Genomic DNA, 14,445 nt, shown 5'->3' with positions numbered 1-14,445 from the left:
TGTTTAACCCGGCCATATCGATGCGCCCGGGAAAACGGCCCGGCGCTGGCGCCGTTGCCGGTTTTTATACCATGATATATCGGAAAAGCCGGTTTCACGGGCTTTCCACGCAGCCGGCCGGCTGAACGGCAGCGGCGGCGTTGCCGGCTCATCAAGGGCTGGCAGCCTGTGGATAGTTCAGGGGAAAACCCCGGCCTGCTTTGTGTGAGGTGCATAAAATGGCCCATCAACGCGCGTTTTGCCATGCCCAGCTGGTACAGTCTGTACTGATCGGATAAATTGCACGATCTTCGCAGCACGGCGTGTTGGGCGCGTTCGTCTTCAAAACGGATACGCGATCCGCCTTGGGCACCACGCCCATTGCCATAGCGCGGCGACAATAAACGCAATGACGATAGCGCAAGTACGCAAACGCGATTACACAAACGCAATTACGACAACGCATGGAATAACAGGTGATGTATGGCAAAACTCGCTCACGCACAGTGGTCATCGCGCATGACCTTTGTGCTTGCGGCTGCGGGATCGGCCGTAGGCCTTGGGAACATCTGGCGCTTTTCTTACATGGTCGGGGAAAACGGCGGCGCTGCCTTCGTGCTGGTCTATCTGGCCTGCGTAGCGCTGGTCGGCCTGCCGATACTGGTCGCAGAATGGCTGATTGGCCGCCGGGGGCAGAAAAACCCCATTGACACCATGGCCGAGCAGGCACGCCAGAACGGCAAGCCTGCCGCCTGGCTGGGAATCGGCGTCAGCGGGGTGCTGGCCGCCTTTCTGATTCTATCGTTTTATAGCGTCATCGGCGGCTGGTCGCTCAACTATACGCTGGGCTCGGTGATTGGCACCTTCAGCGGCGGCGACGCAGACAGCATCGGCGGTATGTTCAGCGCCATGCTGGCAAGCCCGGGAGAGCTATTGGGCTGGCACACCGCCTTTATGGTGCTGGTCATCGCCATCGTCGCCCGGGGCGTCACCAAGGGCCTGGAAAGCGCTGTGCGCTCGATGATGCCGGCGCTGGTGATTCTCATGCTGGTGCTGGTGGGCTACGGCATGACCACCGGGCACTTCGGCGAGGCCGTGGCGTTCATGTTCCGCCCTGACTGGAGCGCGCTGAGCGGCGGGGTGGTGCTGGCCGCCATGGGCCAGGCGTTTTTCACCCTGTCGCTGGGCATGGGCATCATGATGGCCTACGGCTCCTACCTGGGCCAGGACGTCAATTTGATCAGCACCGCGCGCACGGTGATCATCCTCGATACCGTGATTGCCCTGCTCGCCGGGCTTGCCATCTTTCCTATCGTATTTGCCAACGGGCTGAGCCCGGGCGAAGGGCCGGGGCTTATTTTTGTCACCCTGCCGCTGGCGTTTGGCAACATGGCCGGCGGCACCGTGCTGGGGCTGATCTTCTTTTTGCTGCTGACCTTTGCCGCGCTGACCTCGGCGATTTCGCTGCTTGAACCTACCGTCGAAGTAACTATTCAGGTGGCGTCGGGTGAGACTCGCCAACCCGCTGTTCCTTCAGGCATAGTACCGTCATTCGACTCCCCCACCCAGCAGGCAACATGACCATCAGAGATATCAACGTCGACGAGGCCCTCGAGCGGGTCCGGCAGCAGCTCAAGGAAGACCGCACGGTCTCTCCTTCGCTGCGCGCCGCGATCGACGTCCTGATGCTGCTGGTCAAGCTGATGGCGGACCGGCTGGCGACCAGCAGCCGCAATAGCAGCAAGCCGCCGTCACAGGACCTCAACCGCCAACGCCGCTCCCGGGCAAAGGGCGAGCGTCGCCCCGGCGGGCAACCGGGTCACGAAGGCAGGACGCTGGAGCCGGTTACCGACCCGGATGAGGTCGTATCGTTGCGCGTCGATCGCCGCACTCTGCCCAACAAGGGGAGAGCGTATCACTCGGTCGGCGTTGAGAAGCGTCAGGTCCAGGACATCGTGATCCAGTCGGTGGTGACCGAGTACCAGGCCGAGGTGCTGGAGGATGATCGGGGCCAACGCCATGTAGCGCCGTTTCCCGACGGCGTGACCCGCCCGATCCAGTATGGCCCGCGTCTCAAGGCGCATGCCGTCTATCTCTCCCAATACCAGCTGCTGCCTTATGCGCGCATTCGGGAGCTGCTGACGTCGCAGTATGGCCTGTCACTGAGCACCGGCACCCTGTTTGCCTTCAACCAGGAGGCCTGCCGACGAGCCGAGCCCTTTGCCGAGTGGGTGATCCCGGCGCTACGTGAAGCGGCTACCGTGCATGCCGATGAAACCGGGATGCAGGTCGGTGGCAAGCGCTACTGGCTGCACTGCGCCTCGAATGAAGCCTTGACCTACCTGGCGCCTCATGCAAAGCGCGGCCAGGAGGCCATGGACGCCATCGGCATCCTGCCTTACGTCCAGGGAGTACTGGTGCATGATCATTGGAAGCCCTATTACCGCTACCACGATTGCCGGCACGCGCTGTGCAATGCCCATCACCTTCGCGAACTGACCGGCGTCCGGGACAACGACCAGCAAACCTGGGCGACGTCGCTGCATGATCGGCTGTTGGCCATGAATCGCGCCGTCGATGAGGCGGGAGGCTGCCTCCCGGCAGACGAGGCGCAGCGCTGGCGAGTTCGCTACCGGGACTGCCTGGCGGAGGGTGAGGCCGAATGTCCGCCACCGGCCAGGCCACCCCCCGGAACCCGTGGGCGCACCAGGCGCACCAAAGCGCGCAACCTGCTCGAACGCCTCCGGGCGTATGAGGATGACGTGCTGCGCTTCCTCGAGGATCCTGCCGTTCCCTTCACCAACAACCAGGGAGAGCGCGACCTGCGGATGACAAAGGTCCAGCAGAAGATCTCGGGCTGTTTCCGCTCGTGGGAAGGGGCGGAGATCTTCTGTCGGATGCGCAGTTTCCTCTCGACGGCCGTTAAACAGGGCCTGGCGGCGCACACGGCGCTGGAGCAACTGTTTGCCGGTGAGGTGCCTGCCTTCATGCGAGAGGACGAGCTGGATCAGGCAGCATGAGCTAAATAGTTACCCGTCGAAATGCTGGAAGAGCGCACCTCGCTGCCCCGGGTCACGGCAACGCTGATCGGCGGCGTAGCCGTGTGGCTTCTGGGCGTAGCGGCGCTTTTGTCGTTCAACGTCTGGTCGGACGTCAGCCTGCTGGGCCTGAACATCTTTGACTTCCTCGATACGCTCACCGCGAAGTTCCTGCTGCCGCTGACAGGTCTGGGGGCGATTATATTTGCCGCCTGGTGCCTGGAGCGCAAAAGCGTGGAGAAAGAGCTGGAACTGTCGGCTTTCGGCGTGCGCGCCTGGAACGTGATTGCCCGGGTTATCGCCCCTATCGGCGTTATTGTGGTGTTTATTACCGGCGTGGCCGGTCTTCTGTAGGCCAGCGCACCCCGCTACGCCAACGCCCCGCCGGCACAAGCCGGCGGGGCGTTTTTCTTTATACGAGATGATAAACGATGCGTTTTACAGCACAGGCCCGGCCGGCAGGTCCCGCCGGGCGCGCCAAACGTGCGATAATTCGGCACGGCCGGTTACGTTTCGGCCCGTCATCCGTCGTTAATCACAAGGAGCCCGCCGTGAGTCGTGCCCTGTTCGATGAATTGAGACACCGCATGGAGCACCTGCGCCGCTCCGAGCAGAAAGTGGCCCGTTTTGTGCTGAGAAACGCCGACGAGGTTATTCACATGCGCATCGTTGATCTGGCGACCGAAGCCAAGGTCAGCGAGCCCACCGTGGTGCGTTTCTGCCGGGCGCTGGGCTGCAACGGCTTTCAGGATTTCAAGCTCAAGCTGGCGCAGATGCTGGCGACCGGCAGCCAGTTTGCCCAGTTCTCGATGAACGACAGCGACTCGGTAGCCGAGTTTTCCCAAGGCATCTTCGATTCCACCGTGGGCACGCTGCTCTCGGTACGCGACCGCATCGACAACCAGGCGCTGGGCCAGGCAGTCAACGCCCTGGCCGGTGCCAACCGGGTGGAGTTCTACGGCTTTGGCGCCTCCGGCGCGGTGGCGGTAGACGCCCAGCACAAATTCTTCCGCCTGCAGATTTTTACCTCGGCCTACAGCGATCCGCACATGCAAAACATGTCCGCGGTCACGCTGAAAGCCGGCGACGTGGTCGTGGCCATCTCCCAGACCGGGCGCACCCGGGCGCTGGCGGCAAGCGTACGCCTGGCCCGGGAAGCCGGCGCCACGGTGATCGGCCTGTGCCCCAGCGGCTCGCCGCTGGCTGACGAGGTCACCCTGCCGCTCTACGTTGACGTGTTCGAAGACACCGAAATCTACACCCCCATGAGCTCGCGCATCGCACACCTGGTGCTCATCGACGTGCTCGCCGTGGGCGTGGCCAAAACCCGCGGGCCCAAACTGGCCGAACAGCTCAAGGAAGTGAAGAAAAGCCTTAACCCGCTGCGCTATCCTGAAGGCGACGCCACGCCGTGACCGCGTCGCCATAAAGCCGCCATAAAGCAAGCAAAAGGGGGAACACCATGCGCTTTGCCAATGCGCTGACGCGCCTTGTGGGTATCCGCTACCCTATCGTGCAGGCCCCGATGGTTGGCGTATCAACGCCGGCGCTGGCCGCGGCCGTTTCCAACGCCGGGGCGCTGGGCTCCATCGGCATCGGGGCAAGCTCAGTCGAACAGGCGCGAGAGATGATCGGTGCGACCCGGGCGCTGACGGAAAAGCCCTTTAACGTCAACGTATTCTGCCACCGCGAAGCGACGCAGGATCCGGACCGGGAGGCCCGCTGGATCCGCTATTTAACGCCCTTTTTCGAAGCGTTCGAGGCGCCGGCCCCCACCCGGCTCGCCGCCGCCTACCCAAGCTTTAACGATCATCGTCCGGCGCTGGACATGCTGCTGGAAGAAAAGCCGGCGGTGGTAAGCTTTCACTTCGGCTTGCCGCCCGTGGAATGGATTCAAGCGCTTCAGGCGGCGGGCATCGTCACCGTCGGCTGCGCCACTACCCCGGAAGAGGCCGCCACGGTGGAGGCGGCAGGCGTAGAGGCCGTAGTGGCCCAGGGAAGCGAAGCCGGCGGGCACCGAGGCGTTTTCACCCCCGAAAAAGGCGATCAGCAGATGGCCACCCTGCCGCTTACCCGCCTGATCAGCGCTGCAAGCGGCATTCCGGTGATAGCCGCCGGCGGCATCATGGACGGCCAGGGCATTCAGGCCGCCATCGACCTGGGCGCTGCCGGCGCCCAGCTGGGCACGGCGTTTATTCTGACCCCGGAATCCGCCGCCGATACGGCCTACCGCCAGGCACTGAAAAGCGAGCACAGCTACCACACGCGCATTACCCGCGTCATCTCGGGCCGCCCCGCCAGAGGCCTGGCAAGCCGTATGCACACCGATATTGACCGGCCGAACGCCCCGGCCCTGCCCGACTACCCGATTGCCTACGCCGCCGGCAAAGCGCTGGCCGCCGCCGCCAAGGCCGGCAACAGCGCGGCGTTTTCTGCCCACTGGGCAGGGCAAGGCGCCCCGCTGGCGCGCGAAATGCCCGCGGGCGAACTGATCGAAAGCCTGGTGCAAAACTGCCGGTTTTTGTCCCCGGCGCGATAGCCGCCGTTTACAGGCGGCGTTGCCGGCGCGCCATGTGCTCCTCCCGCTGAAACCTCACGGCCGGCGCACCTGCCGGGGGCTGTGCTAGACTGGCCGCTCACTTTTCAACCCTCGGCAGCGGCTTTTATGGACGACGTGACGGCGATTCTGGATTCGCTCAACTCCGCCCAGCGCGACGCGGTAAGCGCCCCTCAGGGCAACCTTCTGGTGCTGGCCGGGGCGGGCTCGGGCAAAACCCGGGTGCTGGTGCATCGCATCGCCTGGCTGATGCAGGCCGAGGGGCTTTCGCCCTACGCGCTGCTGGCGGTGACCTTTACCAACAAGGCCGCCCGAGAGATGCGCACCCGGCTGGAGGCGCTTTTGCGCATTTCCATGCGCCACGTCTGGGTGGGCACCTTTCACTCCATTGCCCATCGGCTTTTGCGCACCCACTGGCAGGACGCGCGCCTGCCCCAGCATTTCCAGATCATCGACAGCGACGACCAGCTGCGCCTGATCAAGCGCCTGCTCAAGGATCACAGCATCGACGCCGAGCGCTTTCCGCCGCGCCAGGTGCAGGGCTTTATCAGCGGCTGCAAGGAAGAAGGCCTGCGCGCGTCTCAGGTCAACACCGACGGCGACGCCTATCTGGGCCAGATGGTCGAGCTCTACCACTTCTACCAGCTGACCTGCGAGCGCGGCGGGCTGGTGGATTTCGGCGAGCTTTTGCTGCGAAGTCTTGAGCTTTTGCGCGACAACCCCGCACTTCTGGCCCACTATCGCGAGCGCTTCGGCCACGTGCTGGTGGACGAGTTTCAGGACACCAACACCCTGCAGTACGCCTGGCTCAAGCTGATCACCGGCCAGCAAACGCCCACCACCGTGGTGGGCGACGACGACCAGTCCATCTACGGCTGGCGCGGGGCTCGGGTGGAAAACATCCGCCGCTTTGAGACCGAGTTCCCCCGGGTCAAAACCGTGCGCCTGGAGCAGAACTACCGCTCCACCAGCGCCATTCTCGACGCCGCCAACGCGCTGATCAGCCACAATACCGAGCGCATGGGCAAACGTCTGTGGACCGACGGCGAGCGCGGCGAGCCGATATCCGTCTACGCGGGCTTTAACGATCTGGAAGAGGCGCGGTTTATCGTCGACACCCTCAAAGAGCGCACCGCCACCGGGCTCAGGCGCGCCGACGTGGCGATTCTCTACCGCTCCAACGCCCAGTCCCGGCTGATCGAGGAAACCCTGATCCGCCAGGGCGTGCCCTACCGCATTTACGGCGGCCACCGCTTTTACGAGCGCCTTGAGATCAAAAACGCCCTGGCCTACCTGCGCCTGCTGCTCAACCGCGACGACGACGCCTCCATGGAGCGGGTGATCAACGTGCCCGCCCGGGGCATCGGCACGCGCACGGTGGAGATTCTGCGCTTTCGCGCCCGGGATCAGGGCATCACCATGTGGCAGGCACTCCATGACAGCGCCAGTGACGGCACGCTCAAGGGCCGTGCCGCCAACGCCGTGCGCGCCTTCGCCGATCTGATCGAGCAGCTGGACAACGACGCCTCGGGCCTTGCGCTGCACGAGATCATTGAGCACGTCATCGCCCGCACCGGGCTGATCGAGCATCATCAAAGAGAGCCCGGCGAGAAAGGCCAGGGCCGGGTGGAAAACCTCGAAGAGCTGGTCAACGCCGCCCGGGCCTTTACCCAGGGCGACGTGTTCGACGCCCCGGAAGCCGGCGAGGGCCTCACGGCGCTGGAGGCGTTTTTGTCCGAGGCCGCGCTCAACGCCGGCGAGCACGAGGCCGAGGAGTTCGAAGACAGCGTGCAGCTGATGACCCTGCACTCGGCCAAGGGGCTGGAGTTTCCGCTGGTGTTTATCACCGGCGTGGAAGAAGGGCTGTTCCCCCACAAGATGTCGATGGAAGAGCCCGGCCGGCTGGAAGAAGAGCGCCGGCTGGCCTACGTCGGCGTGACGCGTGCCATGCACAAGCTGTATTTGACCCACGCCGAAACTCGCCGCCTGCACGGCAAGGAAATCTTCCCCCGGCCGTCGCGGTTTCTGCGCGAGCTGCCGGCCGAGCTTTTGGAAGAGGTGCGCCTGCGCGGCCAGGTCTCACGCCCGGTGACCGCCCGGGGCGGCGCTTCCGGCGATTTGTCTCAGCAAAGCGTCGAAGGCGAAGGCGATCTGCCCAGCCTGCACGTCGGCCAGGCGGTGGAGCACCCGATCTTTGGCGAAGGCGTTATTTTAAATACCGAAGGGGAAGGCCCGCGCGCGCGCGTGCAGGTCAGCTTCGAGCACGAAGGCGCCAAGTGGCTGGTGCTGGGCTTTGCCAAGCTGATTCCGCTTTCGTAGCCGGGCTTTTCCAGCACAGCCGACGTTTCACCGTAATCCGTGAATGCCTATGATGACCGCCGTTGACGCCATTGCCCAGGGCACACGCTGGGTCTATCGCCCCGGCCTGCGCCGCTACGTCTTTGCCCCGATTGCCGTCAACCTGGCGGTCTACGTCATTTTGCTGGGCATGGTCATCAGCCGCTTTGGCGGCTGGGTCGAGCACTGGATGAACCTGGTGCCGGGCTGGCTCGACTGGCTGTCGTGGCTGATCTGGCCGCTTTTTGTGCTGTGCCTGCTGGCGGTGGTGTTTTTTACCTTTACGCTGGTTACCCAGCTGATTGCCGCGCCGCTGTACGGCTTTCTCGCCGAGAAGGTGGAAATCGTCGCCACCGGGCGGGCGCCGCTGGACGATCGCAGCCTGACCCGGGCCGCGGTGGACGCGCTGGGCCGTGAGCTGGTCAAGCTGGGCTACATTCTGCCCCGGGCCGCGGTGCTGTTTGTTATCAGCTGGATTCCCGGCGTCAACCTGCTGGCCCCGCTGCTGTGGGGGCTTTTTTCCGCCTGGATGATGGCGATTAGCTATCTCGACTATCCCATGGACAACAACCAGATCAGCTTCGCCGACATGCGCCGCCGGCTGGCCCGCCGCCCGTGGCACAGCCTAAGCTACGGCGGCGCGGTCACGCTGATCACCTGGATACCGCTGGCCAATCTGTTTTTGATCCCCGGCGCGGTGGCCGGTGCGGTGCTGATGTGGGACGCCCACTACCGCCACGCGCCCAAGCCCGCAGGCAGCGCCTAGCCGCGCTATGCCGCCGCCGGCCACAGGCTCAGGGCAATGCCGGCAAACACGATCAGCCCTGACCAGAAGTTGTTCAAAAAGCCGTGGAAGCAGCCGTCGCGCTCGCGCGCGCGAATAAGCCACTGCTGGTAGAGAAACGTCGCCGCCATGCCGGCAAGCCCCAGCCAGAAAAACCCGCCGGGGGCCAGCCGCCAGCCGGCCCAGCCGAGAAAACCAAGTGCGGCCAGCTGAAACAGCCCGACCATCAGCCTGTCGGCGCGGCCGAACAGCACGGCGGTGGATTTCACCCCGATTTTCACATCGTCATCGCGGTCGACCATGGCGTACTGGGTGTCGTAGGCGATGGTCCAGGCCACGTTGGCCCCAAACAGCAGCCACGCCTCGACCGGCACATGGCCCGTTACCGCGCCGTAGGCCATGGGAATCGCCCAGGAAAACGCCGCGCCCAGAAACAGCTGGGGCAGGTGGGTGTAGCGCTTCATGAACGGATAGATAAACGCCAGCGCCACCCCGCCCAGGGAAAGCAAAACGGTAAACAGGTTGGTCAAAAGCACCAGAATAAAGGCGATGACCACCAGCCCGGCAAACACGCCCTTGGCTTCGGTTTCGCTGATGCGCCCGGTGGCCAGCGGGCGCTTTTTGGTGCGCTTGACGTGGCCGTCCACGCGGCGGTCGGCGTAGTCGTTGATCACACAGCCCGCGGCGCGCATGACGTACACGCCGGCCACAAAAATCAGTACCACGCCGCGCCCGGGCACGCCGTCTGCGGCCAGCCACAGCGCCCAGAGCGTCGGCCACATCAAAAGCCAGGTGCCGATGGGGCGATCCAGCCGGGTCAGGTGAAGAAAATCCGCCACGCGCGCAAGCCCTGTGGGCCGCAGCAAAGAACGATCCATGCTCTACCTCGCTATGCCAAAATCGGCCCGAACCGGGCCGCTACCCCGTCATCCGTCATCTGTCAAAAGCGCCCGGTCTCAGGCCGCCGGCAGCGCAAGCGCCTCGGCCATGGCCGGCAGGAAGTATTCCTGCACCAAAAGCGCCAGCCGGCCGTGACAAAACACCGACCGCCGCCCCCAAAGGCTGGGGGCGGTTACAAACCGCGGCGGCGCCCGGGTGACTTCCAGCGGGCCGCGGACAAGCCCCGGCTGGGCAAACAGCCAGCTGCCGAGCGACGTCTCGCCCAGCGCGTAAAGCCTGTGCCCGCGCAGCGCAAAAAGCGGTGCCACCGAGCGCGCCACCACCCAGGGCACGCCGTCCAGGCACAGCGCCACCTCGCGCCGCCAGGCCAGCCGCCCGGGTGCGATACCCAGCGCCCGGGCCTCGTCAGCAAACGGGTAGCCTGTGCCCTGGCGCAGCAAACGCACGCTGAACCGCCGTGCACCGCCGGCCGCTTTGAGCCGCACGGTCAGCGAATCGGTAGAGGCCACCCAGCGCCACCAGCGTGGCGACATCCGCGGGCGCGCCGCCGCCGCCGGGCGCCAGCGCACGGGCAGGCCCGGCGCTGGGCTATCTCGCTGAACGTTGTCTTTCACCGCGCCGCTCCCCGCCAGAAATTCGGGCGGCTAGTGTAACATGGGCCCGTTCGTACGCTGATAACGGCGTGCCCCGCACCCTCACGTTTTGCTTTCAGGATGACACCATGCCTGCTTCACACGCTGAACTGGTCATTATCGGCACCGGCATGGCCGGGATTGGCCTGGCCCGCGCACTGCGTCAGACAGGCGATAACCGCTCGCTGGCGCTGATCAGCCAAGACAGCGGCACCCCCTACAACAAGCCGCTTTTGTCCACCGGCTTCGCCAAGCGCCTGCCCCCGGAGCGGCTGGCCCAGCAAAGCGTGGCCGCGCTGGCCGACGAGCTCGACGCTACGCTTTGGACGCACACCGTTGTGACCGCCATTGAGCCGGACGCCGGCAGGCTTACCCTGGCGCCGTGCCGCGCCGAGGGCAGCGCGCCAAACGCCCGTACGCTGACCTTCACCACGCTGGTGCTGGCCACCGGAGCTGCACCGCGCACGCCGTTCTCCCTGCCTGATCGCGTCGCGCCGCGCTGCTTTAGCGTCAACGATCTGGACGACTACCGCCGTTTTTATGCAGCCCTGGGCGATAAAGCCGCCCGGGTTGCGGTCATCGGGGCCGGGCTTGTCGGCTGCGAGTTTGCCAACGACCTCCACGCCGGCGGCCATCAGGTCAGCCTGATAGCCCCGGAAGCCACGCCGCTGCCGCGGCTTTTGCCTGAGCCGCCGGGCAAGGCGCTGGGCAAGGCGTTTTTTGATGCCGGCATCGCGCTGCATCTGGGCCGTACCCCGGAGCGGCTCGATCTTGACGACGACTGCCTGGCGGTGCATCTGGATAACGGCGCGCTCGTCCACGCCGACGTTGCCCTGCTGGCCACCGGGCTGCTGGCACGCACCGCGCTGGCCGAGGCCTGCGGACTTGAGGTCGTGCCCGGCGGCATTGCCGTGGACCGCACCCTGATGACCTCGCACCCGCGCGTGTATGCGCTGGGCGACGCCGCCTGCGTCGACGGCGTCAACGCCATGTACGTTCAGCCCCTGCAGGCAAGCGCCAAGGCGCTGGCGCAAACGCTTGTCGGCCATCCCACGCCGGTGCGCTTCGGCGCCTGGCCGGTGGTGGTCAAAACGCCGCTGCTGCCGGTGGTGGCCTACCCGCCGCTGACGCCGCCGGCGCGCTGGCGGATCGAGGCCGACGGGGCCAACATCACCGCGCTGGCGGAAGATCAAAACGGGCATTTGCTCGGGTTTGCGTTGACAGGGGCGTGCGTGAAAAAGAAAGTGAAGCTTTCCAGAGCAGCGCCGGCGCTGCTAGGCTGACGCCTGAAAACGCCCGGGCCGCCGCGGTGGCCCGGCCAGCGCCACGCTTGGCGCGTCGCAGTCCACAACGATCACCGCAGCGCAACGACCATCACAACCTCAAACGCGCCTGATCCATCACAAGGGAGATATCCTATGCGCAAACCCGAACTGGCGGCTGCCATCGCCGAAAGCGCCGACCTGTCCAAGGACAAGGCCGGCCAGGTTCTCAACGTGATTCTGGACGAAATCACCCACAGCGTAGCCCAGGGCGACGACGTGGCACTGATCGGCTTTGGCACCTTTACCGTTCGCGAACGTGCCGCGCGCACCGGCAAAAACCCGCAAACCGGCCAGCCGCTGGACATTCCGGCCAGCAAAAGCGTGGCCTTCAAGCCGGGCAAGACGCTTAAAGACGCGGTTTGCTGATGAAGCTCCGGCTTGCGCTGTGGCTTCTGGGCTTGCTGCTCAAGCGCGCGCTGCGCCGCAAGCCGCGCTTTGCCGAACAGCTAAAGGACATGCGCGGTCTGGCCTTCGGCATTGCCACCGAGGATTTGTCCATTGCCCGCCACTACCGCATGACGCCGTCCGCTATCCACAGCGCCACGGGCCTGCCCACGGATCTGGATCTGGAGCTGCGCTTCGCTGACGCCGCCACCGCGCTTGCGGTGCTGAAAAAGCCCACTTCCCGGGCGTTTTTCGACGGCATGCGCCGCAACAAGGTGCGCCTGGTGGGCGACTCCGCCGACATGACCCGGCTGCAAAAGCTGCTCAGGCAGCTGTAGCGGCTCACACGGCACGGCAGAAAAAAGCGGCGCTGCGGGTTTTCGCTGCGCCGCTTTTTTTTCCACTTTGCCACACAAACTACACCTGCCCGTAGCGCCCGGCGGCGTCGCCCAGCCAGCGCCGTATCAGCACCGTCGAGGCCTGGGCGTCGTTTTGCAGCGCCTCGGCCAGAGCGCTGACGCTATCGAGCAAATCGGCATCGCGCTCCAGATCGGCAATTTTCATCTGGGCAAGGCCGGTCTGGCGGGTGCCCAGCACCTCGCCGGGGCCGCGGATTTCCAGATCTTTTTCGGCGATGCGAAAGCCGTCGGCGGTGTCGCGCATTACGCCCAGGCGCTGGCGCGAGGTTTTTGACAGCGGCGGATGGTAAAGCAGCACGCAAAAGCTTGCGGTGCTGCCGCGCCCCACGCGGCCGCGCAGCTGGTGCAGCTGGGATAGCCCCAGCCGCTCGGGGTTTTCAATCACCATGAGACTTGCGTTGGGCACGTCAACGCCGACTTCGATCACCGTGGTGGCCACCAGCAGGTCAATCTCGCCGGCCTTGAACGCGGCCATGACCTCGGCTTTTTCAGCGGCCTTCATGCGCCCGTGCACCAGCCCGATGGCAAGCCCCGGCAGCGCGGCGGTCAGCTCGTCACAGGTGACTTCGGCGGCCTGGCACTGCAGCGCCTCGGACTCCTCGATCAGCGTGCAGACCCAGTAGGCCTGACGGCCCTCGCCGCAGGCGCGTTCGATGCGCTGCACCACCTCGGGGCGGCGCTCGTCGCTTACCACCACGGTTTTCACCGGCGTGCGTCCGGGGGGCAGCTCGTCGATCAGCGACACGTCGAGATCGGCGTAGGCGCTCATGGCGAGCGTGCGCGGAATGGGCGTGGCGGTCATGATCAGCTGGTGAGGCGTCAGCCCCCCGGCCTCGCCCTTTTCGCGCAGCGCCAGGCGCTGGTGGACGCCGAAGCGGTGCTGCTCGTCGATAATCGCCAGCCCCAGCCGCTGAAAGTGCACATCATCCTGAAACAGCGCGTGGGTGCCCACCACCATGCGCGCCCGGCCGTCGGCAATCGCCGCCTTGTTATCAAGCCGCGCCTTGCCCTTGAGCTTGCCGGAAAGCCACGCCACCTCGATGCCCAGCGGCTCCAGCCAGGCCTTGAACGCGCGGTAGTGCTGCTCGGCGAGAATTTCCGTGGGCGCCATGATCGCCGCCTGGCAGCCGCTTTCCAGCGCGGCGAGCGCGGCCATGGCGGCCACCACCGTTTTACCCGAGCCCACGTCGCCCTGCACCAGCCGCAGCATGGGGGCCGGGCGGGCGAGATCGAGGGTGATTTCTTCGAGCACGCGCTGCTGGGCGCCGGTCAGCGCAAACGGCAGCTGGGTCAGAAAGCGCGCCTGCAGCCCGCGCCCGTCGGTGAGCGCCGGCGCGCCGTCCTGCTGAATGCGCAGGCGCACCTCGCGCAGGCTGAGCCGGTGGGCCAAAAGCTCCTCCAGCGCCAGCCGCCGGGTGGCCGGGTGCCGGCCGGCGCTGAGCCGCTCGATGTCCGCATCCGGCGGCGGCTGGTGCAAAAACGCAAGGCTTCGGTGCAGCCCGGGCAGGGCAAAGCGCCGGCGCAGCGCATCGGGCAGCACCTCGGGCAGCGCGTCGGGCTCGCGCGAAAGCATTTCCAGCGCCTGGCCGACCAGCGCGCGCAGGCGCGGCTGGTTGAGCCCTTCGGTAGTGGGGTAAATCGGCGTGAAGTGCTCTTCCACCGGGGGCGCAGCGCCGTCCGCCTGCGCCTGCACCAGCCGGTATTCGGGGTGGTATAGCTCAAGCCCGGTGGCGCCGGCCCGGGCCTCGCCGAAGGCGCGCACGCGCACGCCGGGGCGCAGCTGTTGCTGCTGGGCCGGGGAGAAGTGGAAAAACCGCAGGCTGACGATGCCGCTGCCGTCGCGCAGGCGCAGCAGCAGGCTGCGCCGGCGGCCCTTGACCACGTCGCTGGCCATGATCTCGCCTTCAATCACCGCCTCCTGGCCGGCGCGCAGGGTGGCCATGGGCGTCAGCCGGGTACGGTCCTGATAGCGCAGCGGCAGGTGGAACAAAAGATCGCTGACCCGCTCGACGGACAGCCGCCCCAGTTTTGCGGCCAGCGCCTCGCCTACGCCTTTCAGCGTGCTAATCGGCGCGTTCAGCGAGCTCACG

The 14,445-nt window shown here is 65.6% G+C and carries 12 protein-coding genes and 1 pseudogene; 10 read left to right on the top strand and 3 right to left on the bottom strand.

The window, feature by feature from the left end; all coding sequences use genetic code 11:
- Nucleotides 1–462: 462 nt before the first annotated feature.
- The 7 genes and pseudogenes from ACZ415_RS05215 to cysZ form a co-directional block, all read left to right on the top strand.
- Nucleotides 463–1,464: pseudogene (locus tag ACZ415_RS05215) on the top strand (sodium-dependent transporter); the annotation flags it as partial.
- Between the two features lie 92 nt (nucleotides 1,465–1,556).
- Complete coding sequence (gene tnpC, locus ACZ415_RS05210) at nucleotides 1,557–2,999, top strand: IS66 family transposase (RefSeq protein WP_464387713.1); 1,443 nt, start codon at nucleotides 1,557–1,559, stop codon at nucleotides 2,997–2,999.
- Nucleotides 3,000–3,020: 21 nt separating this feature from the next.
- Nucleotides 3,021–3,371, top strand: coding sequence for an SLC5/6 family protein (locus ACZ415_RS05205; protein WP_344703294.1), 351 nt, complete (start codon nucleotides 3,021–3,023; stop codon nucleotides 3,369–3,371).
- A 197-nt stretch (nucleotides 3,372–3,568) separates the two neighbouring features.
- On the top strand, nucleotides 3,569–4,432 hold the full coding sequence (hexR, locus tag ACZ415_RS05200) for a transcriptional regulator HexR (RefSeq protein WP_344703292.1): 864 nt from the start codon (nucleotides 3,569–3,571) through the stop codon (nucleotides 4,430–4,432).
- Nucleotides 4,433–4,479: 47 nt separating this feature from the next.
- Nucleotides 4,480–5,556 (top strand): NAD(P)H-dependent flavin oxidoreductase, encoded by a 1,077-nt coding sequence (locus tag ACZ415_RS05195; protein ID WP_344703290.1) that lies wholly within the window; start codon nucleotides 4,480–4,482, stop codon nucleotides 5,554–5,556.
- A gap of 126 nt (nucleotides 5,557–5,682) precedes the next feature.
- Nucleotides 5,683–7,893 (top strand): DNA helicase II, encoded by a 2,211-nt coding sequence (uvrD, locus tag ACZ415_RS05190; RefSeq protein WP_344703289.1) that lies wholly within the window; start codon nucleotides 5,683–5,685, stop codon nucleotides 7,891–7,893.
- A 49-nt stretch (nucleotides 7,894–7,942) separates the two neighbouring features.
- On the top strand, nucleotides 7,943–8,677 hold the full coding sequence (cysZ, locus tag ACZ415_RS05185; RefSeq protein WP_344703287.1) for a sulfate transporter CysZ: 735 nt from the start codon (nucleotides 7,943–7,945) through the stop codon (nucleotides 8,675–8,677).
- Between the two features lie 5 nt (nucleotides 8,678–8,682).
- Here cysZ and ubiA read toward each other — a convergent pair whose 3' ends face one another.
- Both ubiA and ACZ415_RS05175 read right to left on the bottom strand, forming a co-directional pair.
- Complete coding sequence (gene ubiA, locus ACZ415_RS05180; protein WP_344703285.1) at nucleotides 8,683–9,573, bottom strand: 4-hydroxybenzoate octaprenyltransferase; 891 nt, start codon at nucleotides 9,571–9,573, stop codon at nucleotides 8,683–8,685.
- Between the two features lie 78 nt (nucleotides 9,574–9,651).
- Nucleotides 9,652–10,209: a chorismate--pyruvate lyase family protein gene (locus ACZ415_RS05175; protein ID WP_344703283.1), complete on the bottom strand. Its 558-nt coding sequence runs from the start codon at nucleotides 10,207–10,209 to the stop codon at nucleotides 9,652–9,654.
- A 107-nt stretch (nucleotides 10,210–10,316) separates the two neighbouring features.
- Here ACZ415_RS05175 and ACZ415_RS05170 point away from each other — a divergent pair, with 107 nt between their 5' ends.
- The 3 genes from ACZ415_RS05170 to ACZ415_RS05160 all read left to right on the top strand — a co-directional run bounded on the left by ACZ415_RS05170 (nucleotide 10,317) and on the right by ACZ415_RS05160 (nucleotide 12,274).
- Nucleotides 10,317–11,510 carry an NAD(P)/FAD-dependent oxidoreductase gene (locus tag ACZ415_RS05170; protein WP_344703281.1) on the top strand — a complete coding sequence of 398 codons (1,194 nt, stop codon included), beginning with the start codon at nucleotides 10,317–10,319 and terminating at the stop codon, nucleotides 11,508–11,510.
- A gap of 135 nt (nucleotides 11,511–11,645) precedes the next feature.
- A complete protein-coding gene (locus tag ACZ415_RS05165) occupies nucleotides 11,646–11,918 on the top strand; it encodes an HU family DNA-binding protein (RefSeq protein WP_344703279.1) in 273 nt (90 codons plus the stop codon).
- Nucleotides 11,918–12,274, top strand: coding sequence for a hypothetical protein (locus ACZ415_RS05160; RefSeq protein ID WP_344703297.1), 357 nt, complete (start codon nucleotides 11,918–11,920; stop codon nucleotides 12,272–12,274). Before ACZ415_RS05165 ends, ACZ415_RS05160 begins: the two co-directional genes overlap by 1 nt.
- 79 nt (nucleotides 12,275–12,353) lie before the next feature.
- Here ACZ415_RS05160 and recG read toward each other — a convergent pair whose 3' ends face one another.
- On the bottom strand, nucleotides 12,354–14,444 hold the full coding sequence (gene recG / locus ACZ415_RS05155; RefSeq protein ID WP_344703277.1) for an ATP-dependent DNA helicase RecG: 2,091 nt from the start codon (nucleotides 14,442–14,444) through the stop codon (nucleotides 12,354–12,356).
- Nucleotide 14,445: the final 1 nt, after the last annotated feature.

It is taken from the genome of Halomonas cibimaris, from assembly GCF_055379665.1.
Note: the sequence above shows the minus strand (reverse complement) of the source record. Positions and strands in the feature narration are given on the sequence as shown.

Coding starts and splice junctions, on each gene's coding strand:
- tnpC (WP_464387713.1), top strand. CDS start 1,557: ATGACCATCAGAGATATCAACGTCGACGAGGCCCTCGAGCGGGTCCGG.
- ACZ415_RS05205 (WP_344703294.1), top strand. CDS start 3,021: ATGCTGGAAGAGCGCACCTCGCTGCCCCGGGTCACGGCAACGCTGATC.
- ACZ415_RS05195 (WP_344703290.1), top strand. CDS start 4,480: ATGCGCTTTGCCAATGCGCTGACGCGCCTTGTGGGTATCCGCTACCCT.
- uvrD (WP_344703289.1), top strand. CDS start 5,683: ATGGACGACGTGACGGCGATTCTGGATTCGCTCAACTCCGCCCAGCGC.
- cysZ (WP_344703287.1), top strand. CDS start 7,943: ATGATGACCGCCGTTGACGCCATTGCCCAGGGCACACGCTGGGTCTAT.
- ubiA (WP_344703285.1), bottom strand. CDS start 9,573: ATGGATCGTTCTTTGCTGCGGCCCACAGGGCTTGCGCGCGTGGCGGAT.
- ACZ415_RS05170 (WP_344703281.1), top strand. CDS start 10,317: ATGCCTGCTTCACACGCTGAACTGGTCATTATCGGCACCGGCATGGCC.
- ACZ415_RS05165 (WP_344703279.1), top strand. CDS start 11,646: ATGCGCAAACCCGAACTGGCGGCTGCCATCGCCGAAAGCGCCGACCTG.
- ACZ415_RS05160 (WP_344703297.1), top strand. CDS start 11,918: ATGAAGCTCCGGCTTGCGCTGTGGCTTCTGGGCTTGCTGCTCAAGCGC.